The organism is Cellulomonas composti (genome assembly GCF_007990245.1).
GTDB classification, from domain to species: domain Bacteria; phylum Actinomycetota; class Actinomycetes; order Actinomycetales; family Cellulomonadaceae; genus Cellulomonas; species Cellulomonas composti.
In genome coordinates, this window is record NZ_BJWG01000003.1 from 260,044 (window position 1) to 282,909 (window position 22,866).

Genomic DNA, 22,866 nt, shown 5'->3' on the forward strand with positions numbered 1-22,866 from the left:
ACGGATCACCCGATGTTCGTCCGGGCGCTACTCGGTCGCGTCCGCGCTGGGCTCGATGGTCGGCTCCGTGGTGGGTTCGGTGCTGGGCTCGGTGGTCGGATCCGTGGTGGGATCCGTCGTCCCGAGGTCGGTCCCGTCGAGCGACGTGAACACCTGCGTGACGAACGACTGGAACGCGTCCGCGTCGCCGAGCCCCCCGGTGTACGGCTGCCCGTCGACGAGCACGACCGGCGACGTCGTGACCGAACCGATGTCGAACGGCACCGAGGTGGCCGCGCGGTCGGTGACCTGCGCGGCCCAGTCGGTGTAGTCGTGCCCCTGGATGCAGTCGGCGACGTCGTCGCTGGTCACGCCCGCGTCCGCGACGAGGGCCGCGAGCGCGTCGTCGTCGAGCCCGTCGGCAGGCAGCGTGTCGACCGCCTGCTCGAGCGCCGAGTGCACGAGCAGCGCCTGGTCCGGGTCGAAGTTGGCCACGCACCCGAGCGCACCGGCGGCGCGCGCCGAGTAGTCGCCGGTCGCGGTGTACGTGGTGGCACCGCTGGTCGGGTCCGTCGTCGGGTCGGCCGTCGGGTCCGTCGTCGGGTCGCTCGTCGGGTCCGCGTCGGCAACGGGGGCAGGCTGCGCGACCTCCGCGCCGTCGAGCAGCGCGAGGGGGTGGACCTCGAGCGTCGCGCTGCCGTCGGCCAGCATGCCGGCGATGTCGGCCGACGACGCGGTCCAGAACGCCGCGCCCTGCGGGTCGCGGTAGTCCACGTACATGACGATCGGCAGCACGCCGTCGGCCGCGCTCGCGCCGGAGGGCACGGGCTCGTCGCCGGGCGCGAGCGCGTCGTTGTGCACCGCATAGGTCGAGGACTCGGTGCCGAGCAGCACGATGCCGTCCGACGCCATGTTCGCCGGCCCCGTCCCGGCCGCGCGCGCCCGTGACTGCACGCCGACGACGATCGCTCCCACCACCGCGACGCACCCCACGACGGCTCCGGCGCGCAGCCCGAACCGGCGCAGCCTGGCCCGGCGGACCCGGCGCGCCCGCTCGATCGCGGCCAGCTCCTTGTCGGAGGCCCGGCGCTGCTTGTAGGCGGTCTTGCTCCTGGCGGACTTGGCGTAGCTCATGGCCGGTCGTGCGCTCCTTCGTCGGCGGTGGCCTGCGCGGACACCGTGGCGCGGACCGCTGGGACGACGATGTGAGACGCCTGGGAAGTCGCTGGGACCGAGGTACCACGACCGAGCCGCCGGCGGGTCCTACGATCGGCGCGGCACCGGCACCGGTGCCGCGCTCACCCCGGACAGGAGCCCGATGGACACCCAGGAGTACCGCTCGCTCGTCGAGGGTCGGATGCGCACGTCGGGCTACGAGGTCCGGTCGTCGACGCCCACCGGCCTGCTGGGGTACCGCAAGGACTTCCGGATGTCGTGGATGGCGACGACCCTGCACCTGTTCGTGCATGTCGCGACGACGACCACGGTGACCGAGCCGGAGCTCGCGGCCTTCACCGCCCAGGCGCTGCAGCACGCCAAGGACACCAAGGGCGAGCTGCGTGGCCTCCAGTCGGGCGTCGCGGTGATCACCGCCGTCGTCGGAGAGGGGTCCGACGAGGGCGCCCGGGAGTACGCCCGGCACGAGATCGTCCGCGGCTACGCGGCGTTCGCCTGGCCCGTCGTGGTGGACCTCGGCGCGGCCGGCCGGATCGCGCACGAGGGCAGGGTGGCCCTGGGCGGCATCTACTCGTCGTGGATGCGCGCGCAGATCGACGCCGTCGTGCCGGAGCCCCGCACGCTCTGAGTGCCGCGCGGGTCCGTGCATCTGGGAAGATGGGCGACCATGAGCGACCTCCCCTCCCGCCCCGCGTCCCCGACGACCGCCTCCGCCGGCCGCCAGGTACCGGACAAGGTCTCGCTCGAAGGGCTGGAGGTCCGCTGGGACGCGGCATGGACCGCGCAGGACCTGTACGCGTTCGACCGCACCCGTACGCGCGAGCAGGTGTACTCGATCGACACCCCGCCGCCCACGGTGTCGGGCTCGCTGCACGTCGGGCACGTGTTCTCCTACACGCACACCGACGTCGTCGCGCGCTACCGCCGGATGACGGGCGCCGAGGTGTTCTACCCGATGGGCTGGGACGACAACGGCCTGCCCACCGAGCGCCGCGTGCAGAACTACTACGGCGTGCGCTGCGACCCGTCGCTGCCGTACGACCCGGACTTCACGCCGCCGCACGAGGGCACCGACGGCAAGGTGATCCGCGCCGCCGACCAGGTGCCGATCAGCCGGCGCAACTTCGTCGAGCTGTGCGAGCGGCTCACGGTCGAGGACGAGCGGCAGTTCGAGGCGCTGTGGCGCCACCTGGGCCTGTCGGTCGACTGGTCACGCACGTACCAGACGATCTCGGCCGAGGCCCGCGCCGTCGCGCAGCAGGCCTTCCTGCGCAACCTCGCGCGCGACGAGGCCTACCAGGCCGAGGCGCCGGGCCTGTGGGACGTGACGTTCCAGACCGCCGTCGCGCAGGCCGAGCTCGAGGCCCGCGACTACCCGGGAGCGTTCCACCGCGTCGCGTTCCACGGCGCCGACGGCCCGGTGTTCATCGAGACCACCCGTCCCGAGCTGCTGCCCGCGTGCGTCGCGCTCATCGCGCACCCCGACGACGAGCGCTACCAGCACCTGTTCGGCACCACCGTGACCACTCCCCTGTTCGACGTCGAGATCCCCGTGCTCGCGCACCCCGCGGCCGAGCCGGACAAGGGCGCCGGCATCGCGATGTGCTGCACGTTCGGCGACCTCACCGACGTGCAGTGGTGGCGCGAGCTGCAGCTGCCCACGCGTTCGGTGATGCAGCGCGACGGCCGCCTCCTGCGCGAGACGCCGGACTGGATCACCACGGAAGGCGGCCGCGCGCGCTACGACGAGCTCGCGGGCAAGACGACGTTCTCGGCCCGCGAGGCCGTCGTCGCGGGGCTGCGCGAGACGGGTGACCTCGACGGCGAGCCCACCGCGACGCAGCGCAAGGCGAACTTCTACGAGAAGGGCGACAAGCCGCTCGAGATCGTCACGAGCCGGCAGTGGTACCTGCGCAACGGCGGTCGCGACGAGGACCTGCGCGCCGCCCTGCTCGCCCGCGGCGCCGAGCTCGACTTCCACCCCGAGTTCATGGCGGTGCGCTACGAGAACTGGGTCGGCGGCCTCAACGGCGACTGGCTGATCAGCCGGCAGCGGTTCTTCGGCGTGCCGTTCCCCGTCTGGTACGCGCTCGACGCCGACGGCGAGCCCGACCACGCCCGCCCGCTGGTGCCCACCGAGGACCAGCTCCCCGTCGACCCCTCGTCGGACGTGCCCGCGGGCTACACCGCCGACCAGCGCGGTGTGCCGGGCGGCTTCGTCGGGGACCCGGACATCATGGACACGTGGGCGACCTCGTCGCTCACGCCGCAGATCGCGGGCGGCTGGCGCACCGACCCCGACCTGTTCGCGCGGGTCTTCCCCATGGATCTTCGGCCCCAGGGTCAGGACATCATCCGAACGTGGCTGTTCTCGACGGTGGTGCGCGCGCACCTGGAGCACGGCTCGCTGCCGTGGTCCGACGCCGCGATCAGCGGCTGGATCCTCGACCCGGACCGCAAGAAGATGAGCAAGTCCAAGGGCAACGTCGTCACGCCGATGGGGCTGCTCGAGGAGCACGGTTCGGACGCGGTGCGGTACTGGGCGGCCTCGGCGCGGCTCGGCACGGACGCGGCGTTCGAGGTCGGGCAGATGAAGATCGGCCGCCGGCTCGCGATCAAGGTGCTCAACGCGTCCAAGTTCGCGCTCTCGTTCGGCTCGCCCGACGAGCCGCGGCCGCTCGACCCGGCGCTCGTCACGGTGCCGTTGGACCGCGCCATGCTCGCGGGCCTCGCGGTCGTCGTCGAACGTGCGACCGAGGCGTACGAGGCGTACGACCACACGCGCGCGCTCGAGCTGACCGAGACGTTCTTCTGGACGTTCTGCGACGACTACCTCGAGCTGGTCAAGGACCGCGCCTACGGTGCCGGCGCCGAGACCCACGACGTCTCGGCGGAGACGACGTCGGCGCGCGCGGCCCTCACGCTCGCGCTCGACTCGCTGCTGCGGCTGCTCGCGCCCGTGCTGCCGTTCGCGACCGAGGAGGTCTGGTCGTGGTGGCGCGAGGGCTCGGTGCACCGCGCGTCGTGGCCGACGTCCGAGCCGCTGCGCGCCGCCGCGGGCGACGTGCCGTTCGCGGTCGTCGGTGCGGCCGGCGGGGCGCTCGCCGCACTGCGCAAGGTCAAGTCCGAGGCGAAGGTCTCGATGCGCACCGAGATCCTCGAGGTGACACTCGAGGTGCCGGCCGCCCAGGCGGCGGGCGTGCAGCTCGCGCTCGACGACGTGCGCGCCGCCGGCCGCGCGACGGGCGCCCTCACGCTGGTGGACGTGGACGGCGACGTCGTGACCGCACGCGACGCCGTGCTCGGCGACCCGGTCACGCGCGGCTGACCTGCACTCTCGGGCGTACGGTGGCGAGATGACCCTCGCACCGACCTTGCGCCTCGCCGACGGCCTCGACCTGCCCGCGATCGGGTACGGCACGTACCCCGCACGCGGCCAGGCCGCCCGCGACGCGGTTGCCGACGCGCTCGACGCCGGCTACCGCCTGATCGACACCGCGTACAACTACGAGAACGAGGGCGGCGTGGGCGCGGGCGTGCGCGCGTCGGGTCTGCTGCGCGACGACGTCGTGCTGCAGTCCAAGCTCTCCGGGCGCTACCACCGTCACGACGCCGCGGTCACCGCGGTGCACGAGTCGCTGCTGCGCGCCGGCCTGGAGTACTGGGACCTCTACCTCATCCACTGGCCGAACCCGGTCCAGGGGCACTACATCGAGGCGTTCGCGACCCTGCTGGAGCTGCGCGACGCCGGCCTGATCCGCTCGGTCGGCGTCTCGAACTTCCTGCCCGAGCACCTCGACGCGCTGCGCGGGGCGACCGGCGAGCTGCCGACCGTGAACCAGGTGGAGCTGCACCCGCGCTGGTCGCAGGGCCCGCAGCGCACGGCCGACGCAGCGCGCGGCGTGATCACCCAGGCCTGGAGCCCGCTGGGTCGCGGCAGCTCGGTGCTCGCCGACCCGGTGGTCACCGAGATCGCGGCGGCGCACGACGTCTCGCCCGGCCAGGTCGTGCTGCGCTGGCAGGTGCAGCTCGGCGTCGTGCCGCTGCCGCACTCGTCGTCCGCGGACCGGCGGCGCGAGAACCTCGACGTGTTCGGCTTCGCGCTGTTCGACGACGAGGTCGCCGCGATCGACGCGCTGACCCGGCCGGACGGCCGCATCCAGGGTCAGGACCCCGCCGTCTACGAGGAGCTCTGACGTGCCCGAGTCGCCCGCCGACGAACCGGCGAACATCCCCGGCCTGCTCGCCCGGCGACTGGCCCGGGACCCGGACGGGACGCTGATCGAGCGGGCCGGCGCCGACGGCGCGTGGACGCCGGTGAGCGTGCACGCGTTCGTCGGGCAGGTGACAGCCGTCGCGAAGGGGCTGGTCGCGCGCGGGATCACGCCCGGCGACCGGGTCGCGATCATGTCCCGCACCCGCTACGAGTGGACCCTGCTCGACTTCGCGGTCTGGGCGGCCGGCGCCGTCGGCGTGCCGGTGTACGAGACGTCGTCGGCCGAGCAGGCGCGCTGGATCTGCGCCGACGCGGGCGTGCGGCTCGCGCTCGTCGAGACCCCCGCGCACGCAGCCGTCCTCGCGACCGTGCGCGACGACCTGCCGGGCCTGGTCGACGTGCTGGTGATCGACGAGGGCGCGGTCGAGGCGCTCGTCACGGACGGCGCCGGCGTGCCCGACGCGGAGATCGCGCGCCGCAGCGCGCTCGCCGGGCGCGACGACCTCGCCACGGTGATCTACACCTCGGGCACGACGGGCCGCCCCAAGGGCGTCGAGCTCACGCACGGCAACTTCGTCTCGCTCACGCTGCTGGGCGTGCAGGGCCTCGGCGAGGTCTGCGCGCAGCCGCACTCCCGCACGCTGCTGTTCATGCCGCTCGCGCACGTGTTCGCGCGCTTCATCCAGGTGCTGTGCGTGCCCTCGGGCGCCGTGCTGGGCCACACGCCCGACACGCGCAACCTCCTGCCGGACCTCGCGGCGTTCCAGCCGACGTTCGTGCTCGCGGTGCCGCGCGTGTTCGAGAAGGTCTACAACTCCGCGGAGCAGAAGGCGGGCGGCGGCACCCGGCTGCGCGTGTTCCGTTGGGCCGCCAGGGTCGCGATCGCCTACTCGCGCGCGCTGGACACGCCCGCCGGGCCGTCGGCGTCCGTGCGCGCGCAGCACGCGCTCGCTGGTCGGCTCGTGCACGCGCGGCTGCGTCAGGCGCTCGGCGACCGGGCCGAGTTCGCGATCTCGGGCGGTGCGCCGCTCGGCGAACGGCTCGGGCACTTCTACCGCGGCATCGGGGTGCGCGTCCTGGAGGGCTACGGGCTCACCGAGACCACGGCGCCCACCGCGGTCAACCGTCCCGAGCGCACCAAGGTCGGCTCGGTGGGCCCCGCGTTCCCCGGCACCGAGCTGCGCGTCGACGACGCCGGCGAGATCTGGGTGTCCGGCCCGCACGTGTTCCGCGGGTACCGGCACGACGAGGAGGCGACCCGGGCCGCGCTCGTCGACGGCTGGTTCCGCACCGGCGACATCGGCCACCTCGACGAGGACGGCTACCTGTTCATCACCGGCCGTTCCAAGGAGCTCGTCGTCACCGCCGGCGGCAAGAACGTCGCACCCGCGGTGCTCGAGGACCGCCTGCGCGGACACCCGCTCGTGAGCCAGGTCGTCGTCGTGGGCGACGGGCGACCGTTCATCGGCGCACTCGTGACGCTCGACGAGGAGATGCTCCCGGGCTGGCTCGCCAACCACGGCCTGCCCGAGCTCACGGTGGACGACGCCCGCACCAACCCGGTCGTCCTCGACGCGCTGGACCGTGCGGTCGCGCGTGCCAACGAGGTCGTGTCCCGCGCCGAGTCGATCCGCAAGATCACCGTGCTGCCCGGCGACCTCACCGAGGCGAACGGCTACCTGACACCGAGCCTCAAGGTGAAGCGCGCCGCGGTGCTCCAGGACTTCGCAGCCGAGATCGACGAGCTGTACGTCGACACGCGCTGACCGTCAGGGGATCGAGCGGACCCGTCGCACGTCCGCCGACTGCGAGAGCAACGACTCGCTGGGCGTCGAGCCGTCGGACCAGCGCAGCACCGCGCCGATGCCGTCCGCGAGCTCGACCCGGCCGTCGGGCGCGAGCGTGACGCCGGCGTCCTGACCGAGCGCGGCGCGCACGAGCGCGACCCCGGCCGGCAGCCGCCGGGCGTCGTCGCGCGAGACCCCGAGCGTGTCGAGCTCGGCGACCGCCGTCGCGATCTGCAGCGGCTCCGGGCCCACCCACAGCTCGCGGTCGCCGAACCGCTCGGCCGCCGCGCCGTCGGCCAGCACCAGTTCGTCGACCTGACCACGGCGGAGCACCTCGACGACGTCCTCGAACGACGTCACTGCACCCTCGCCGCGGCCGAGCGAACCGGCGAAGCGGTCGAGCACGGCCGCGCGACGCCGCTCGCGGAACTCGTCGACCGCCTCGGCCACGCGGGCACCGAACGCGCGGTGCACGCCCTCGCCGCGCACGCCGCCCGCGACCTCGACGACGAGCTCGGAGCAGCGCTGGCCGAGCTGGTCGCGCACCAGCGCGACCGCCCGGACGTCACCGGTGAGCACGACGAGCTCCGGATCGAGCTCCGCGGCCCGCCGGTCCAGCACGAGCGCGACGGCTTCCGCGTTGCGGTGCCAGGAGTCCTCCGCGCGCGTCTGGCCGCGCCGGGACAGTCCGTCGCGGGTCTTGTGCAGCTCGTCGTGCCCGCCCTCGACGCTCTCCGCGGCGCCGTCCGACCAGTGCAGGTCCGCCCCCGCGCGGTCGATCTCGACCACGAGCGAGCGGACGGCCTCCGCCGCGGCCCGCACGGCCGGCAGGAGCATCGGCACGGGCCCGTGCGCGACCGTGTCCTGCGCGGGCGCGACCGACAGCTCCCGGTCCACGACCACGCCGTTCGCGTCCGCGATGATGACGCGGCCACAGGCTTCGCGCCGCCTCGTCGGGACCGCGAGCAGTTCGCCGATCTCGTCGAGGACGCCCGCCGGAGCGCCCTCGCGCTCGAGCCGACGACGCGCGGCACGCCATCGTTCGGCGGCCTCCGTCTCGCCCGCCGACTCGGCGCGCGTGACGTCGAGGTAGACGGTGGTGAACGGGGCCGGACGGCCCAGGAGCGGCTTGAGCCAGTGCAGGTCCATGCGGTGGTCCTCCCGTGCGCGGCTGACCCTCCCTAACCAACCGCACCCCGGCCGACGCCGCCACCCCACCGGCGACTCTCGGACGTCTGCGTCCGGCTCAGGGCCCGATCGGCATGGTCCGGCTCAGGGCCGAACGGCATGGTCCGGCTCAGGGCCGATCGGCGTGGTCCGGCTCAGGGCCGATCGGCGTGGTCCGGCTCAGGGCCGATCGGCGTGGTCCAGCGCGATGGCCTCGTGGTGCCGGATCACCTCGGCCACGATGAACGCGAGGAACTTCTCGGCGAAGACGGGGTCGAGGTCGGCCTGCCGGGCCAGCTCGCGCAGTCGCGCGACCTGCTCGGACTCGCGACCAGGGTCGGACGCCGGCAGCCCGCGGGCGGCCTTGAGCACGCCGACCTGCTGGGTGGCCTTGAACCGCTCGGCGAGCAGGTGGATGAGGGCGGCGTCGATGTTGTCGATGCTGTGCCGCAGGCGCGCCAGGTCCGGCGGGATGGCGTCGCCCTGCGCGACGGTCGTCGGATCGGCCACTGTCGCGGTCAGGCCGACTTCTCGCGCGGCGGGCGCTTGTCGCGCGGCGTGTCGCGCGGGATCAGCGTCGGGTTGACGTTCTCGAGGACGACCTCGCGGGTGATCAGCACGCGAGCCACGTCGTCGCGGCTCGGCACCTCGAACATCACCTGCTGGAGGACCTCCTCCATGATCGCGCGCAGACCGCGCGCGCCCGTGCCGCGCAGGAGCGCCTGGTCGGCGATCGCCGCGACCGCACCCTCGTCGAACTCGAGCTCGACGCCGTCGATCTGGAACATCCGCTGGTACTGCTTGACCAGCGCGTTGCGCGGTTCGGACAGGATCCGCACGAGCGCGCCCTGGTCGAGCCGGGCGACCGCGGCCACGACGGGCAGGCGGCCGATGAACTCGGGGATCAGGCCGTACTTCTGCAGATCCTCAGGGCGCACCTCGGAGAACAGGTCGCCCTCGTCGTGCGCCTCGACGAGCGCCGAGCCGAACCCGACGACGCGCTTGCGGGCACGCGCGGCGATGATGTCGTCGAGTCCCGAGAACGCGCCGGCCACGATGAACAGCACGTTCGTCGTGTCGATCTGGATGAACTCCTGGTGCGGGTGCTTGCGTCCGCCCTGCGGCGGGACCGAGGCCGTGGTGCCCTCGATGATCTTGAGCAGCGCCTGCTGCACACCCTCGCCGGAGACGTCACGCGTGATCGACGGGTTCTCGCTCTTGCGGGCGATCTTGTCGATCTCGTCGATGTAGATGATGCCCTGCTCGGCCTTCTTGACGTCGTAGTCGGCGGCCTGGATGAGCTTGAGCAGGATGTTCTCGACGTCCTCGCCGACGTAGCCTGCCTCCGTGAGCGCCGTGGCGTCCGCGATCGCGAACGGCACGTTCAGCATCCGGGCGAGCGTCTGTGCGAGGTACGTCTTGCCGGTGCCCGTGGGCCCGACGAGCAGGATGTTGGACTTCGCGATCTCGACGTGGTCCTCGGCCGAGCGCGGGCCGTCGCCGGCCTGGATCCGCTTGTAGTGGTTGTACACCGAGACGGACAGCGCCTTCTTGGCGGACTCCTGTCCGATGATGTACTGCTCGAGGAACTCGAAGATCTCCTTCGGCTTGGGCAGTTCGACCAGGCCGACCTCGCTCGCCTCGGCGAGCTCCTCCTCGATGATCTCGTTGCACAGCTCGATGCACTCGTCGCAGATGTACACGCCGGGGCCCGCGATGAGCTTCTTGACCTGCTTCTGGGACTTGCCGCAGAAGGAGCACTTCAGGAGGTCGGCACCGTCCCCGATCCGAGCCACTGCGTCCCCTTCCGTCGTGGGCATCCCTGCCGTCGAACCGCCGTCGAGCTGCCGTCGTCCCGCGCAGCCGGCCCCCGTCGGGAGCCGCGCACCGCGGTGACCCACCCATTGGACACTACGCCGCGCCCGATGTCAGGCGAACCCCCGACATCGGGCGCGGCGTGTCCCCCAACTGGTGGGGTGCGCGAGCTCAGGAGGGCTCGACGACCGTCGCCTTCACACCCTTGCGGGACGCGAGCACCTGGTCGACGATCCCGTACTCGAGCGCCTGGTGCGCCGTGAGGATCTTGTCGCGCTCGATGTCCGCGCGGATCTTGTCCACCGGGTTGCCCGTGTGGTGGGCCAGCGTCTCCTCGAGCCACTCGCGCATGCGGATGAGCTCGTTGGCGTGGATCTCGATGTCCGAGGCCTGCGCGTAGCCGCCGCCCTCCATGGCCGGCTGGTGGATCAGCACGCGCGCGTTCGGCAGCGCCAGGCGCTTCCCGGGCGAGCCCGCCGCGAGCAGCACGGCCGCCGCGGACGCGGCCTGGCCCAGGCACACCGTCTGGATGTGCGGCTTGATGTACTGCATCGTGTCGTAGATCGCCGTGAGCGCCGTGAACGAGCCGCCGGGCGAGTTGATGTACAGGATGATGTCGCGGTCGGGGTCGATGCCCTCCAGCACGAGCAGCTGCGCCATGACGTCGTCCGCCGACGCGTCGTCCACCTGGACACCGAGGAAGATGATGCGGTCCTCGAACAGCTTGGTGTACGGGTCCTGGCGCTTGATGCCGTAGGCGGTGCGCTCCTCGAACTGGGGCAGGACGTAGCGCCCGGCGGGCGACGCCGGCGCCATGCCGCCGGCGAGCGCGGCGGCTCGGGCGACGAACTGGGACTCGGTGCTCATCTCAGGTCTCCTCGGTGAAGCAGAAGGGGTGGCTGGTGGCACGCGGCGCTCAGGCCGTGCCGCCCTTGCCGGTGACCGAGCCGGCGGACTCAACGACGTGGTCGATGAAGCCGTACTCGAGTGCCTCCGGCGCCGTGAACCAGCGGTCACGGTCCGAGTCGTTGGTGATCTGCTCGACCGACTTACCGGTCTGCTCCGCGATGAGCTCGGCCAGCACCGTCTTCATGTGCAGGATGAGCTGTGCGTTGATCCGCACGTCGGTCGCCGTGCCGCCGATGCCGCCCGAGGGCTGGTGCATCATCACGCGGGCGTGCGGCGTCGCGTAGCGCTTGCCCTTGGCGCCCGACGAGAGCAGGAACTGCCCCATCGACGCCGCCATGCCCATCGCGATCGTCGCGACGTCCGGCTGGATGTACTGCATGGTGTCGTAGATCGCCATGCCCGCGGTGATCGAGCCACCCGGCGAGTTGATGTACAGCCAGATGTCCTTCTCCGGGTCCTCCGCGGCGAGGAGCATCATCTGCGCGCAGATCGCGTTCGCGTTCTCGTCGCGCACCTCGGAACCGAGCCAGATGATGCGCTCACGCAGCAGTCGGTTGTAGATGTGGTCGTTGAGGCCGAGGCCCGGGGTCTCTGCCCGAGCCACTGCCGGCACCTGCTGGTTCACGAAGGCTCCTTCGTCTGACGGTCCTGCTTTGCTGTGACCCTAACGCGACGCCGTGGCCCGTCAGGGCCCTCCGCGGCCCCGTTTCGCTGTGGGCGCAGCACGGCCGGGTACGACGAAGGCCCCGTCACCGGCAGCCGGTGCGAGGCCCTCGTCGGGAAGCTGGTTCGATCAGTTCTCGGCGACCGCGGCGTCCGCGACGGCCGCCGCCTGGGCGGCCACGTCGTCCTGCTCGTCGGCCGCGTCGTCCTCGTCGGAACCGATGAAGTCCGACAGGTCCACGGCTCCGCCGTCACCGTCCGTGATCGTCACGTGACGCAGCGCGACCGCGAGCGACTTGGAGCGCGCGACCTCGGCGACCATCGCGGGGATCTGACCGCCCTCGTCGATCGTCTTGATGAACGTGTTGGGGTCCATGCCGTACTGCCGCGACGCGCTGACCAGGTACTCGACGAGCTCGGCCTGGCTGACCTTGACCTCGAGCGTCTCGGCGAGCGTGTCGAGCAGGATCTGGTTGCGCAGCGCGGTCTGGGCCTGCTCGGTGACCTCGGCGCGGTGCTCGTCGTCGGCCAGGCGGTTCTCCGACTCGAGGTGACGGTGCACCTCGGCCTCCACGACGCCGGCCGGGATCGGGATCTCGGTGGCCTCGACGAGCTTCTCGACGAGCAGGTCGCGCGCCTGAACGGCCTGGTTCGACGCGTTGGTGCGTGCCGCCTGCTCGCGCAGGTCCGCCGTGAGCTCGTCGAGCGTGTCGAACTCGGAGGCGAGCTGCGCGAAGTCGTCGTCCGCGTCGGGGAGCTGACGCTCCTTGACGCTCACCGCGGTCACGGTGACCTGCGCCTTCTCGCCCTCGTGCTCGCCGCCGGCGAGCACGGTCTCGAACGTCGTGGTCTCGCCCGCCGACAGGCCCGTGAGCGCCTCGTCGAGGCCCTCGAGCATGTTGCCCGAACCGATCTGGTAGCTCACGCCGGAGACCTGGTCGACCTGCTCGTCACCGATCGACGCCACGAGGTCGACCACGACGAAGTTGCCCTCGACCGCCGGCGAGTCGACGCCGACCAGCGTGCCGAACCGCTCGCGCAGCGCGTCCAGGCGCTCCGTGACGTCCTCGTCGGAGACCTCGATGCCGTCGACCGTCAGCGCGATCGCGTCGAGCTCGGGCAGCGTCAGCTCGGGCCGGACCTCGACCTGCGCCTCGAAGACCAGCTCGCCGCTCTCGTCGCCCGCGACGAGGCCGGGGACCTTGGTGACCTCGACCTCGGGCTGACCCATGGGGCGCAGCTTGTTCTCGCGCACGGCCTGCGCGTAGAACCCGCCCAGGCCCTCGTTGACCGCGTGCTCGATGACCGCGGGCCGCCCGACGCGCTGGTCGATGATGCGCGGCGGCACCTTGCCCTTGCGGAAGCCCGGCACCGTCACCTGCTCGGCGATGTGCTGGTAGGCGTGCTCGATGCTCGGCCGCAGCTCGTCGTAGGTCACCTCGATGGTCAGCTTGACCTTCGTGGGCTCCAGGGTCTCGACGGCGCTCTTCACTTCGATGCTCTCCAACGGATAGGGGCCCGGCGCCGGCGACTCCGGTGCCTGGGACAGGTGAGGGCGCGCGCAGCCAGAAGGCGCGCACGCGCGACCCTCGATGCTACGCCACCGAGGGGATACGTCGCCAAAGCCGCTGACCCGGCCGGTCGGGCGCTCCGGTCCTACGGCGCGGTCCCGACGACGACGCGCGCGGTCGCCGCGACGTCGAACGGGCCCGGCCCGAACAGCTCCGCCGCCCGCGCGCGCACCGCCACGCGCAGCTCGTCGTCGAGCCCGGCGTAGTAGTCCCCCGCGGGACCGACCGAGAGCTCGAACGGGTCCCACCACTGCTCGAACGAGTCGAACCCGAGCGTGACGGTCACGTCCGAGGTGCGCAGCCCGCGCAGACCGCCCTCCTCGCAGAGCGCCTCGAGCCGGCTCTCGATCGCCGCCATCAGGATCCCCTCACCCACCGCCTCGGGCTGCGGCACCACGTCCCGCACCGCCCGCCAGAACATGGACGCCGCTCCCCTGTCGTGCACGTGGTCCCACACGGTCACGACGACAGAGGCACCCGGTCGCGCAACCCGCCGCATCTGACCGATCCCCGCGGCCGGGTCCGCCATGAACGGCACGACGAGGTTCGCGACGACGAGGTCGAACGCGTCGTCGTCGTACGGCAGGCTCTCCGCCGCCCCGAGCCGCACGTCCACGCCCGGCAGCCGCTCGCGGACCGCTTCGACGAACGGCACCGTCGGGTCGATCGCGTGCACGGCGTGGATGCCGAGCACCTCGACGAGCCGCTCGGTGACGGCCCCCGAACCACACCCGACGTCGAGCGCCTGCTGGCCGGGCCGCGCGCCCACGATCTCGACGAGTCGGCGCGCCAAGGGCCGGGAGAACCGGCCCATGAACCGGTCGTAAGCGTCCGCGCCCACATCGAAGCCCACCCTGCGACGGTAGGCCCGTCAGCGCGGGCCGTCACGTGCGGTGTCAGATGCGCCGCGCCCACCCGGTACCCTGGTGCGCGGTCCGGCCGGCGTGCGCGCCCCGGACCAGCGCGGACGTAGCTCAATGGTAGAGCCCCAGTCTTCCAAACTGGCTACGCGGGTTCGATTCCCGTCGTCCGCTCCCAGGGTGGTTCAGTACTTGAGCCCGATGCAGTCCCGGAACCCGTTGTTCGAGGCCCGTACGCACCGTCGTTCGCTGGTGCAGGCACCAGAACAGGAGTGTCCGACAGCTCCCATGACGCGCCTCTGGGGCCTTGACCCCTGATGGTGGACACGCGGGTGGTCTCACGCGGCGAGCGTCAGCGTAGGCGCGTGGTGGGCGTTCTCGCAGTCGATGGGGCTTCGGCGGCCGCAGGTGGAGTGGCGGAGGTTGTGGCGGGTGGACCTCGCGGCGGGCGGTGGCCGGGTCGAGCCAGCCCTGTGGTACCTATGGCGTACCCAGCGCGAGGAGGCGACGTGGCCGTCCGCACAGAGAGCGGGCCGCCTGTGACGGTCCGGGATCTCGTCCTTCAGGTGACGAAGGACGAGCTCGACGGGATCAAGCGTGCGGCCGAGACCGCGCCCGGACGTCGTCGCGAGCTGAAGTCGCTCGACGAGCGCGGCGCAGGGCAGCAGTTGGTGCGTCAGCAGTACTCGGGCCGGTACCCGTTCGAGCTGATGCAGAACGCGGCGGACGCGTCCGCTGAGGCCGGCCGACCGGGCAGGGTCCGGTTTCACCTGTCGGGGTCTGCGCTACTGGTCGCTGACAACGGCACGGGGTTCGGACCAGAACAGATCGAGTCGATCTGTTCGCTGGCGCGCTCGTCGAAGAACCCGGCGAAGTCCATCGGGTACAAGGGGCTCGGATTCAAGTCCGTCGGTGATCACCGACCGCCCTCAGGTCATCACGTCCGAGGTGGGGTTCGAGTTCGACGACGAGCGTGTCCTGCAGGAGGTGACCCGAATGCTCGGGGATCTGCCTACAGGCCAGCGGCTGCCGACATACACGTTCCCGTTCACGCTGTCGGACGCCGCCCTCGGGCCGGACCGCGGCATCGTGGACGAGCTCCTGGCGTCCGGATACAGCACCGTGATGCGGCTTCCACTTCGGGCCGGGGTAGACCGCGCCGAGGTGGAGCAGCACCTGCAGGACAACCTTGCTCCGCAACTGATGCTGTTCCTGCGCTCGCTCGAGGAGCTCCATCTGTCGGGGACCGCGAACGACTTCGTCGCTTTCGTGACCAGGGAGACCAAACAGGACGGCGTCGAGCAGGTGTTGCTCGAAGCGGACGGCACGTCGACCGAGTGGCTGGTGTACACCCGGCAGCTTCCGGTCGAACGCGACCTGGTCGACCCGATGGGTGAGGGCTGGAAGCAGGTCCATGCGGTAGGTACCGCGGTGGCCGTTCCGCTCGGTGCGGATGAGACCGTGCACACGGAGCGGACCTACCCGCTGCACGTGTACTTCCCGACCGAGGAGGAGGGCGGGTTCGCCTTCATCGCGCACGCGGACTGGGCGCTGCACCTGGACCGGCGCCAGCTGTCGAACGCTCCCGAGGCCGTGCCGTACAACGACCTCCTGACGGCGGCTGTCGTCGAGCTCATCTGCGACGTGGTTGCCCCTGACCTCGCCATCCGCCTGGATGACCCGACTGCGACGGCGGCCGTGCTGACTCCACGTGGTACCTCGGCTGGGTTCGGAGCCCGCTTGCACAAGGCGCTGCTCGCAGCCCTCCCACGTGTGCCGTTCGTCCCGACGGTCGGCGGGCACGCGCTGCAGCCAGCCCAGGTCGATCTGCTGAACTCCGCGTGCCCGGACGTGCACGAGTTTCACGCTCTGGCGGACGTGCGCTCGCACCCCGCTCTGGTGCTGCCCGACATTGAGGCTGATGTACTCACCCGGGCGTTCATTCGCGAGCTCGGCACGCTGGGGCCGGGCGACCGGGCGCTGGACCTGACCGACACCCTCAGGATGCTGCGCCCACCGACGCCCGAGTCGGCGCCGGAGTTTTACGGGCACCTGGTCGCGTGGAGCGAGCACACGGGGCGTTCCGAGTTCATTCGGTCCTTGAAGGCCATCCCGTGCGTCTTGACGCAGTACGCGCAGGTCATGACCCCGGTCTCTCGGGTGTACTTTCCCCGCACCGACGACAACATCCCGGACGACCTGCCGCTGCCGATCGCGGTGATTCCGGACGACGCCGTGCTCCGGTCGCTGCTCAAGGACGCTGGGGTTAGCGAGTTCGACTGGCGAACCATCATCCCGGGGTACTTGGTGCCGCTGCTGACCGACCCGCAGCAGGACCCGGACGAGCGGGAGCGGGCACTGAACGCGCTGCGTGCGTACGTCCTGCGGGTCCAGCGAGCCGGTGACGCGTCGCTGCGGGAAGCCGTCGCGGCGGTCCTCGTCCCGGCTCGGGATGCGTCCGGCACCCAGCGTGCGCTGGTGCCCGCTGGGCAGGTGTACTTCGGGGCCGACTGGGACAGCTCCGGCCGCGCCGAGAAGATCTACGGCGCGTTCGGAGCCACCGAGTTCCTCGACGCACCCGTCCCAGCCGACGAGCAGGAGCTCACGCAGGAGCAGACGTTCTGGGAGTTCCTCAGCGTGGACCACAACCCCCGGGTCATGGAGGCCACGGCTGGAGGCCCGTACGCGTATTCGACGACGGCCCTGTGGGAGCACCCGCACCGCGACGCACCCGGGTGGGCGGCATGGCTCGCGCTGGATGAGGTGCAGGGTGCGCTGCCGTGCCCGCAGAACCATCCGCAGTCGCAGCGGCTGAGCGCGTCGTTCGCGCTGGACCGTTTCGACGAGCTCGTCGAGGCCGGCGACCCTGACCGGCTGCAGCACCTGTGGGACGCACTTGCCCAGGACTGGGGTCATCGGTACGAGCGTGCGACCACCGCAGTGTTCCGGTGCGTACACGGGTCGCACTCCGGAGAGCGCAACCGCCTGGTCCCTTCGCTGCTGTGGCACCAGCTGACGACCGGGCAGTGGGTTCCGGCACACCTCGGTGCGCAACGAGTCCAGGTAGCGCCAGGCAGCGCGTGGCGCGCAGCGAACCAGACCCCCAGGCATGTCAGCCGGCGGGTGCCGACGTTGCCGGATGCGATGGTGCACGGCCCAGGTTCGCGCCTGGTGAACGAGCTCGGGGTGATCGACGCAGCTCGACTGGACGCCGACGAGCTGTTCGACCTGCTTCGGGCGCTGGCCGCCGAAGGTGAGGCCGGTGAGCCTGAGGGTGAGCTGGTGAAGGCGGCGCAGTGGGCGGCACGCCAGCTCGACGAGGTTCTGCGCACTCGGCAGGTGCCCGCGCCGGACGACCCGCTCCCGCTGCTGTCAGTCAGGGACGGCCAGCGCCTGTTCGTGTCCGACCCGCTGGTGGTGCGTGACCGCTGCTGAAGGAGGCGTGGGGTGCGACCAGCGCAGTCCTCGCGGTCGACGACGACATCCGCGCCCTGCCGGCGGCGCTCGGACTGGTCACGCTGGACGACGTCGTCACGCCGCGGCCACTGGCGTACGGGACGCGAGAAGATCTCACCGCCCAGGTGCGGACGCAGATCGACGCGGCAGCGGCCTGGATGCTGGCGCTGCTGGCGAAGGGGCGCCCGTCAGCCGTGGACGACTTCGTGCGCCGGATCGCGCGCCTGAGCGTGATCGTGTGCAACGAGCTGGTCCTGGAATACGAGTACGACGGGCAGACGCAGCAGCTGGCGCAGGCCGTCGCGCACATCGCCACGAGCCGGGAGCCGTCCGAACGCCAGGGCGCGTTCGCGGCCCTGGTCGGGACCGCGTACCTGGAGGTCGACCGGGTCACGCAAGTGCCGTACTGGTACGAGTTCGGGCCGCAGCTGGCCGCGTTCATGGGCGTGGACGCGTACGGGGACCAGTTCGGGCACATCCTCGCGTCCGACGACCGAGCTCGTGAGCAGATCCTCGCGGCGAAGAAGGTCACACGCGACGACCTGGCGGCAGCTGCCGACCTGCTCGGCCGCGCCCACGAGCTGGACCTCGAGGACGTGCTGGAACCGCCGCTGCCCGCGCAGAGGCCATCTGGCGACCCGCAAGAGCCGGGGGGCGAGCCAGCAGCGCAAGGGGACGCCACACCAACGGCCGGCGACGCCCTACCTCCGGGCAAGGGTACGCCGGCGCCCGACGCTCCCGAGCTTGCGCCGCCGACCGGGGTCGATGCCCCTGCCGGCGGCAGCGGCACAGGTGGCGCAGCTCCTGGTGGGACGAGCAGGACGGCACCACCGGCTCTGCCGAAGCTCGAACTATCCGAGATCACGTTCGAGGTGGCGAACCCCGGCCAGGTGCCTTCCCCAAACCCCGGCGCCGGTGGCGGCAGCGGAGGGGGAGGCGGAGGTGGTGCGTGGACTGCGGACCTGGTCGGCCCGGACCGGCATCTGCTCGGACGGCAGGGTGAGCTCGCGGCGCTTGAGGTCGAACGCCAGAGGGTCGTGGCGATGGGGTACGACCCGTCGGTCGTGGTGCACCGCGCGGACCTTCAGCAGTTCGCCCCGTACGACATCGAGTCGGTCGACGAGAACGGTGTGCGGGTGTACATCGAAGTGAAGGCGACGAGCGGCGACGACCCGTCTGCGCCGTTCGACATCTCGCACGCGGAGCTGATGCAGGCGATTCGGCACGGCGACCGGTACCGCATCTACCGGGTGACGTCCGCTCGCTCCTCGTCACCGCACGTGACTGCGTACCTGGACCCGATCGCATTGGTCAGGTCCGGGAAGGCCACTCTGGACACAGCGAGCGCACGCATGCGTTTCGGGGCCGACGAGTAGAACCGTTGCGCCGGTTGGGCCGCACGCAAGCGCGCCAGCAGGTCGAACACCTACATGGACTCGGCCTCGAGCCGGACGACACCGAAGCTCAGCGCGGCACGTGGTCGAGTCCCTGGAAGTGGTGCAGCGCTTCCAGCGACTCGACCTGTGGCGGCGTGACACCCTTGGTGTGGTGCGTCAAGCAGGATGGTCACCGATCAGCGAGGTCAGACCGCTTTCCGAAACCTCGCTCCCCGCCATCGCCGCGATGTGCCCGACGTGCGGCGCACGGGTGCTGGCCGCGGCCCCCCGCCGGTCGCCTGCCATTCCGTGGAGCGGAGGTCGAGCAGTGCGTCCGCTCGGCGGTCGGCGGGTCGCGGCGCGATCACGCGCTACGAGGCGGCCGAAGCCTCGGCTGTCGTGGTGAAGTGGCGGATCTTCGCGAGCAGGACGTCGACCAGTCCGGACTCGAACACATCGTCCGGTCCACCGGGTGCGTCGTCGGTGAACGGCGGCGACCACAGAAGATCCACCTTCATGACGCCGTTGTACGTGAGGTTCTCGACGACGAGGTGCACGAAGTCGATCTGCTCGGCGGAGTACGTGGTGCCGGCGAGGAACTCGGCGAAGGCATCCTCGACCGCTGACCGTTCGAGCCCCACGAGCGACCGGATGAAGACTCCGAGCCCACCTTCGACGGCCTTGGCCGCGGCGATCTCGACGTCGGTGCCGACGCCGGACTCGAGGAGCATCCGTTCGAGCTCGTCAAGGTCGGTCGGCGTGAGCTGACGCCCACGGCGCACCTTCTGCAGAGCCGTGTGGTTCTCGTGGGCGCGCAGGTAGGCGCGCGCCTTCTCGCGGAACCGCTGCGGGTCGACGCCGACGTGCGGCCGGCCGAGGTCGATGATCTCGAACCGGCCGAGAGTGTCCTCGAAGTTGGTGTAGACGATCGCCTGCTTGGTGCGGGCCAACAGGCGCACCAACGACCTCACCCGTTGCCGGGCGAACTCCAGCATGGGGAGCGTGACATCGACCCACCACTCGTCCCCGGAGAGGTCGTCCAGCAGTGCCGCCTGGGCCTTGACCTGCGGGATGTTGGTCTGCTCGAGCAGACCTGAGGCGATCTCCTGGACCTGGCGACGCAACCGGTCGGTGGACAGGGTCGGGTCGAGCACGCCGAGCTGGAGCTTGAGCATGGTCAGGTCGAACCGCTTGGCCTTCTCGTCCTCGTCGACGACGGTCGTTGGCAGTCCCGCCAGGTGTCCGACGACGTCGCGCGCGGCCTGCTCGTCGATGCCGGCCCATGACTCGCGCTCGGAGAACCGCTCCACCCACGGCCGGTGCGGACGGACGACGAAGTTGTCCAGCGTCATCCCGGCGACCTTCTCGTGCAGGACAGCACGCAGGTCCTCGCCCAGCGCGGGCAGCGACGTCGTGCCGTCGTCGCCCGCGCCGACGACCGTGTCGCCGTCGGCCCTGGCGATGCCGAGGAGGAGCTCGACCTGGGCGGTGAAGATCTGCTGGGACACCGACTGCTGCACCGAGCCATCGTGGCCGGTGGGGTTCTGCCCGAAGTACTCGAGGTTCTGGCAGAAGTCGAAGACGTAGAACTCCTTCTTATCCTGACCGGGGCCGAACAGGTCCGGGCGCAGGCGGGTGCCGCGGCCGATCATCTGCCAGAACTTCGAGCTGGACCGCACGATCTTGAAGAAGACCAGGTTGGCGACGTCGGGCACGTCGATCCCCGTGTCGAGCATGTCGACGCTGATCGCGATGTGCGGTGCCCGCTCGCTCGTCGAGAATGCGTCGATGATGGACTGCGCGTACTCGGTGGAGTAGGTGATCACGCGCGCCCACTCCCCCTTGTGCTGCGGGTAGGCGAGGTCGAACCGCTCGGCGATGAATCGGGCGTGAGCGTCGTTCTTGGCGAAGACGATCGTCTTGGCGATCCGGTCGCCGCCAGCCACCCGGAGACCGTGCGTCATCAGGGTCTGCAGCACCTTGTCGACCGTGTCGGTGTTGAACAGCCACTTGTTGACCGCGTCAGGGTCCACCTCGTCGGGCGGTCCGTCCTCGCCCCACTCGAGGGCGTCCCACTCGTCCTTCTCCGCCTCGGACAGCTCGGCGTATCGGATGCCCTCGCGCTGGAACTTCAGCGGGACCGAGATCGGCGTCGGCGGTACGAGGTACTCGTCGGCGACGGCCTGGTCCAGGGGGTAGGCGTCGGTCGGCACGCCGTTCTCCAGGTGGAACAGCTCGTAGGTGTTGCGGTCGATCTCGTCCTTCGGGGTGGCGGTCAGCCCGACGAGCAGCGCGTCGAACCAGTCGAACAACGCGCGGTACTTCTGGTACACCGACCGGTGCGCTTCGTCGACGATGACCAGGTCGAAGTAGCCCGGACCGAACCTGCGCGCGCCCTCCGAGCGGGTGTCGATGAGGTTCATCATCGTCGGGTACGTGGAGACGAACACGCGCCCGTCGCCGTGCCGGTCGGTCACCAGGTTGACGGGTGACGACGAGGGCAGGTGCTCCTTGAAGGCGCCTGTCGCCTGGTTCACCAGGGCGACGCGGTCGGCGAGGAACAGCACCCGCCGCACCCAGCCGGCCTTCATGAGCTGGTCCACCAGGGCGACGACGGTGCGCGTCTTGCCTGAGCCGGTCGCCATGACCAGGAGCGCCTGGCGCTGGTTGTCCGTCTCGAAGGCCTTGTCGATCGCCCGGATGGCCCGCTGCTGGTAGTAGCGCCCCGCGACGGCCTCGTCGATCGGTGCGACGAGCAGGCTCTTGCGGTTCCCGCGGCGCCCGATCAGGTACTCGAGCTCGTCCTGGGTGCGGAATCCCGCGACACGGCGCGGCGGGTACCCGGCGCCAGCGTGGTCGTCCCACAGCCAGTGCTCGTGGCCGTTCGTGTAGTAGACGGCCGGGCGGCGGCCGTACCTCGCCTCGAGCGTGTCGGCGTAGAGCTTGGCCTGCTGCTGTCCTACCTGCGGGTCGCGCCGGGTGCGCTTGGCCTCGACGACGGCGAGCGGGAGCCCGTCCGCGCCCCACAGCACGTAGTCGACGAACCCGACGCCCTGCGCGTTGGGCATCCCCGCGACCTCGACCTCGACCGTGTACGACGCGGGCGCGCCGGCCGTGGGCACCTGGCCCTCGGCCAGCGCCCAGCCGGACTCCTCCAGGAGCGTGTCGATGAACAGGTCGCGAGTCGCGGCCTCGTCGTAGTCGTGGGTGTCCGGGACGGTCTCGTTCGCCGCCTTCGCCGCCGCGACCTGCGCGCGCAGCGCTGCCAGTTCGGCCTCCAGGCCCGCCGCCTTCTCGGCAGCGGCCGCGAGCTGCGTGTCCTTGTTCTCCAGATCGGCCGCGAGCGACTGGAGCTGCGCCTGCGTCTTGACCCTCGTGGCTCCGGGGTCGGGCAGCGCCGCGACGTCGAACTGCAGACTCGCCGGCACACTCCCCGGGTTCGACGTGTACGTGCGCGCATACCAGTACAGGACGTGGAAGAGCTGCTGGAGCGTCGTCACGGCGTCCTGCGCTGACGTCGGTCGCACCGCGTGCACTGCGGCGTTGCCCTTCTTGCGGACGATCTCCATCTTCGCCTGCACGTCGTTGCCGACGAGCCACCGCAGGGTGGGCTCGTGGATCATCGCCGCGAGATCGTCGCGGTAGGGCGCCTTGAGCGACGTGTCGTACTGGAACATCCAGGTCAGCGCGACCTCCAGTGCACGCCGGGCGTAGAAGCACGACGTGCGGGGGTCCACCTTGGCGAACTGCTCGGCCCGGGATGCCTCGACGAAGACCGCGCCGCACTCCTCCTGCAGAAAGGCGAAGTTGGTCACGTGTCCTCCCTGCTCACGGCCTCGGAGCTCGTCGCCCCGTCGGCGGACAGCCTCGCAGACGGACCGCATCTGAGTG

The 22,866-nt window shown here is 71.2% G+C and carries 15 protein-coding genes, 1 tRNA gene and 1 pseudogene; 8 read left to right on the forward strand and 9 right to left on the reverse strand.

Annotated elements, in window-relative coordinates; all coding sequences use genetic code 11:
• Positions 1-27: 27 nt before the first annotated feature.
• Positions 28-1,113 carry a DsbA family protein gene (locus tag CCO02nite_RS05360; RefSeq protein ID WP_146842029.1) on the reverse strand — a complete coding sequence of 362 codons (1,086 nt, stop codon included), beginning with the start codon at positions 1,111-1,113 and terminating at the stop codon, positions 28-30.
• A 184-nt stretch (positions 1,114-1,297) separates the two neighbouring features.
• On the opposite strand from CCO02nite_RS05360, the gene CCO02nite_RS05365 reads away from it, so the two are divergent.
• Genes CCO02nite_RS05365 through CCO02nite_RS05380 form a run of 4 tightly spaced genes read left to right on the forward strand, consistent with a single transcriptional unit; the run spans position 1,298 to position 7,137 of the window.
• The gene (locus tag CCO02nite_RS05365; RefSeq protein WP_146842031.1) at positions 1,298-1,783 is read left to right on the forward strand and encodes a levansucrase; all 486 of its coding nucleotides are present in this window, start codon (positions 1,298-1,300) and stop codon (positions 1,781-1,783) included.
• A gap of 39 nt (positions 1,784-1,822) precedes the next feature.
• Positions 1,823-4,483 carry a valine--tRNA ligase gene (gene valS, locus CCO02nite_RS05370; protein WP_146842033.1) on the forward strand — a complete coding sequence of 887 codons (2,661 nt, stop codon included), beginning with the start codon at positions 1,823-1,825 and terminating at the stop codon, positions 4,481-4,483.
• 28 nt (positions 4,484-4,511) lie between these two features.
• On the forward strand, positions 4,512-5,351 hold the full coding sequence (locus CCO02nite_RS05375; RefSeq protein WP_146842035.1) for an aldo/keto reductase: 840 nt from the start codon (positions 4,512-4,514) through the stop codon (positions 5,349-5,351).
• Between the two features lies 1 nt (position 5,352).
• Positions 5,353-7,137 (forward strand): AMP-dependent synthetase/ligase, encoded by a 1,785-nt coding sequence (locus CCO02nite_RS05380; protein WP_146842037.1) that lies wholly within the window; start codon positions 5,353-5,355, stop codon positions 7,135-7,137.
• A 3-nt stretch (positions 7,138-7,140) separates the two neighbouring features.
• Here CCO02nite_RS05380 and CCO02nite_RS05385 read toward each other — a convergent pair whose 3' ends face one another.
• The 7 genes from CCO02nite_RS05385 to CCO02nite_RS05415 all read right to left on the reverse strand — a co-directional run bounded on the left by CCO02nite_RS05385 (position 7,141) and on the right by CCO02nite_RS05415 (position 14,136).
• Positions 7,141-8,307, reverse strand: a complete 1,167-nt coding sequence (locus CCO02nite_RS05385) for a baeRF2 domain-containing protein (protein WP_146842039.1) — start codon at positions 8,305-8,307, stop codon at positions 7,141-7,143.
• 198 nt (positions 8,308-8,505) lie between these two features.
• Positions 8,506-8,835 (reverse strand): chorismate mutase, encoded by a 330-nt coding sequence (locus tag CCO02nite_RS05390; RefSeq protein WP_246117361.1) that lies wholly within the window; start codon positions 8,833-8,835, stop codon positions 8,506-8,508.
• An 8-nt stretch (positions 8,836-8,843) separates the two neighbouring features.
• A complete protein-coding gene (clpX, locus tag CCO02nite_RS05395; RefSeq protein WP_146842043.1) occupies positions 8,844-10,121 on the reverse strand; it encodes an ATP-dependent Clp protease ATP-binding subunit ClpX in 1,278 nt (425 codons plus the stop codon).
• Between the two features lie 190 nt (positions 10,122-10,311).
• Entirely contained in the window at positions 10,312-11,007 is a 696-nt protein-coding gene (locus CCO02nite_RS05400; RefSeq protein ID WP_146842045.1) for an ATP-dependent Clp protease proteolytic subunit, read from the reverse strand.
• A 49-nt stretch (positions 11,008-11,056) separates the two neighbouring features.
• Positions 11,057-11,674: an ATP-dependent Clp protease proteolytic subunit gene (locus CCO02nite_RS05405; protein WP_146842047.1), complete on the reverse strand. Its 618-nt coding sequence runs from the start codon at positions 11,672-11,674 to the stop codon at positions 11,057-11,059.
• A gap of 168 nt (positions 11,675-11,842) precedes the next feature.
• A complete protein-coding gene (gene tig, locus CCO02nite_RS05410; protein ID WP_146842049.1) occupies positions 11,843-13,204 on the reverse strand; it encodes a trigger factor in 1,362 nt (453 codons plus the stop codon).
• Positions 13,205-13,368: 164 nt separating this feature from the next.
• Positions 13,369-14,136: a class I SAM-dependent methyltransferase gene (locus CCO02nite_RS05415; protein WP_146842051.1), complete on the reverse strand. Its 768-nt coding sequence runs from the start codon at positions 14,134-14,136 to the stop codon at positions 13,369-13,371.
• Between the two features lie 110 nt (positions 14,137-14,246).
• Here CCO02nite_RS05415 and CCO02nite_RS05420 point away from each other — a divergent pair.
• The 4 genes and pseudogenes from CCO02nite_RS05420 (at position 14,247) to CCO02nite_RS05430 (ending at position 18,975) form a co-directional block, all read left to right on the forward strand.
• A tRNA-Gly gene (locus tag CCO02nite_RS05420) sits at positions 14,247-14,317 on the forward strand.
• Positions 14,318-14,625: 308 nt separating this feature from the next.
• Positions 14,626-15,042 (forward strand): annotated as a pseudogene (locus CCO02nite_RS16330) (sacsin N-terminal ATP-binding-like domain-containing protein); the annotation flags it as partial.
• 13 nt (positions 15,043-15,055) lie between these two features.
• Positions 15,056-17,578, forward strand: coding sequence for a hypothetical protein (locus CCO02nite_RS05425; RefSeq protein WP_146842053.1), 2,523 nt, complete (start codon positions 15,056-15,058; stop codon positions 17,576-17,578).
• A gap of 146 nt (positions 17,579-17,724) precedes the next feature.
• A complete protein-coding gene (locus CCO02nite_RS05430) occupies positions 17,725-18,975 on the forward strand; it encodes a protein NO VEIN domain-containing protein (protein ID WP_146842055.1) in 1,251 nt (416 codons plus the stop codon).
• Positions 18,976-19,346: 371 nt separating this feature from the next.
• Here the strand turns inward: CCO02nite_RS05430 and CCO02nite_RS05435 are convergent, their stop codons facing one another.
• Complete coding sequence (locus CCO02nite_RS05435) at positions 19,347-22,790, reverse strand: DEAD/DEAH box helicase family protein (protein WP_146842057.1); 3,444 nt, start codon at positions 22,788-22,790, stop codon at positions 19,347-19,349.
• Positions 22,791-22,866 lie beyond the last annotated feature (76 nt).

Bases quoted from the DNA above. Each gene is read 5' to 3' on its own strand.
- CCO02nite_RS05360 (WP_146842029.1), bottom strand. From the start codon at position 1,113: ATGAGCTACGCCAAGTCCGCCAGGAGCAAGACCGCCTACAAGCAGCGC.
- CCO02nite_RS05365 (WP_146842031.1), top strand. From the start codon at position 1,298: ATGGACACCCAGGAGTACCGCTCGCTCGTCGAGGGTCGGATGCGCACG.
- valS (WP_146842033.1), top strand. From the start codon at position 1,823: ATGAGCGACCTCCCCTCCCGCCCCGCGTCCCCGACGACCGCCTCCGCC.
- CCO02nite_RS05375 (WP_146842035.1), top strand. From the start codon at position 4,512: ATGACCCTCGCACCGACCTTGCGCCTCGCCGACGGCCTCGACCTGCCC.
- CCO02nite_RS05385 (WP_146842039.1), bottom strand. From the start codon at position 8,307: ATGGACCTGCACTGGCTCAAGCCGCTCCTGGGCCGTCCGGCCCCGTTC.
- CCO02nite_RS05400 (WP_146842045.1), bottom strand. From the start codon at position 11,007: ATGAGCACCGAGTCCCAGTTCGTCGCCCGAGCCGCCGCGCTCGCCGGC.